This window comes from Xenorhabdus vietnamensis, from assembly GCF_002127535.1.
Lineage (GTDB): Bacteria > Pseudomonadota > Gammaproteobacteria > Enterobacterales > Enterobacteriaceae > Xenorhabdus > Xenorhabdus vietnamensis.
The window spans coordinates 1-1,516 of sequence record NZ_MUBJ01000081.1 but is presented as its reverse complement, the minus strand read 5'-3'; the positions used below and the strand labels follow the sequence as shown (position 1 = coordinate 1,516).

Here is a 1,516-nt window from a genome sequence, read left to right as displayed (position 1 = left end):
TAAAGATATCAGGATGCGCGAAAGCGACACCGCCGACAATTTCTATCATGGAAACAAAGAGAAGGATATCGTGAAACGGGCCATTCGGGACAAGGAGTTTATTAGCCAGTTAACCTTTATGGAAGAGTTCCGTCTTCTCCGAGAAAAACCGGATGAAAACCTGCAAAAGAAACTGAATGATAGATATGGTGAGTCATGGGAAAAGCAGAAAAAAGCCCATGAAGCGAAAGCTATTGCCAAACAAATCCCGGTAGCTCAAAAAATAGAAGCACCTATTTACCCCAACCCCTACCAAACACACGGTAAATCCGGGACAGCATTATTAGAATCAATGTCTGACCACTTCGCTACGCTGGAAAAGAAATATGGTCTAGATCCGGGGTTACTGCACGGTGTTGCAATGACAGAATCAGCGGGGAACCCTAACGCAATGGGTAAACCGACGAAATCCGGTCAGGCGAAGGGGATGTTCCAGTTTATGCCCGGAACGGCCGCCGAGTGGGGATTGAAAGGCAGCGATGTTTTCGACCCGTATAAATCGGCAGAGGCTGCGGCCAAAATGTTGGGAAGTTTGCTGAAAACGCACAATGGAAATCTGAATAAAGCACTTGCTTCATATAATTGGGGTATCGGGAACGTACAAAAAGAAGGCATGGGGAATATGCCAACGGAAACGCGTAATTATATCCCCAGAGTTAGGAAAAACATGGAAAGCGGCGCTGCAATCGCTGAAAAGAACATCAACAGGCAAGAACAGCCATTCCCATCACTCTACGGTCAGAAGAAAGAGAGTGAGTATGAGGAAGTGATCGCCGCGAACATAGCAAAGGCGGTCAGGGAAGCCATTGGTGATAAGCCTTTTCTGGTAGAAATAGCCTTGGTCGATAACAAGACCGGAGAACGGCAAAGATTCCAAGAAAAAACGACAGGGAAAATCACTACCTCAATGAAGTATCCCTCGTAGAAGTACATTTCATCCAGATATCAAACTCTCACCAAACGGCAGTGTCACATGGCTCTGCCGCTTCCTGTTTGCTCTTAATTTATAGCGAATTGTATTGTTGCTTAAATTGCATCATTGATTTGATTTGTTGCATATATTGCAATAATATAGATGTATAAATTATCAGCGATTGAGGTGTAAGTATGAAAATCGATAACAAGGCCATCTTACTGACTCGTCAGCAGATGGACGCCCTACGCCAGATACAGCAGGACGAGTACAGCCGCTCAGAACTGGGAATTAAACCCACACTTCATGAAGTGGCTCGCAAGCTGGTCGACAAGGCTTTATTACAGACAGGAAGATAACAATGGCAAATTACAGCATGTCCGAAATACTGGGATTAGGCCGCTTCAAACGTAAAGCAGTCCACAAAGACACAACCACAACAAAAGCCAACTTTAGTCACCTGTTAGCACGGGCTGATGATGATTCTGGACATTACACTACTGAACCGGCACAGGAACTCGCTACAGATCTCATCACTGAGCAAGACAACCAGCCCGAACCCAT

The 1,516-nt window shown here is 45.3% G+C and carries 3 protein-coding genes; all 3 read left to right on the top strand.

All coding sequences use genetic code 11. The features are described from left to right. The coding region (locus tag Xvie_RS20235; protein WP_139838927.1) for a lytic transglycosylase domain-containing protein at window positions 1-964 on the top strand (964 nt) is incomplete at its 5' end. A gap of 182 nt (window positions 965-1,146) precedes the next feature. Beyond that, a complete protein-coding gene (locus Xvie_RS21935; RefSeq protein WP_167376345.1) occupies window positions 1,147-1,311 on the top strand; it encodes a hypothetical protein in 165 nt (54 codons plus the stop codon). A gap of 2 nt (window positions 1,312-1,313) precedes the next feature. Continuing rightward, the coding region (locus tag Xvie_RS20230; RefSeq protein ID WP_139838926.1) for a hypothetical protein at window positions 1,314-1,516 on the top strand (203 nt) is incomplete at its 3' end.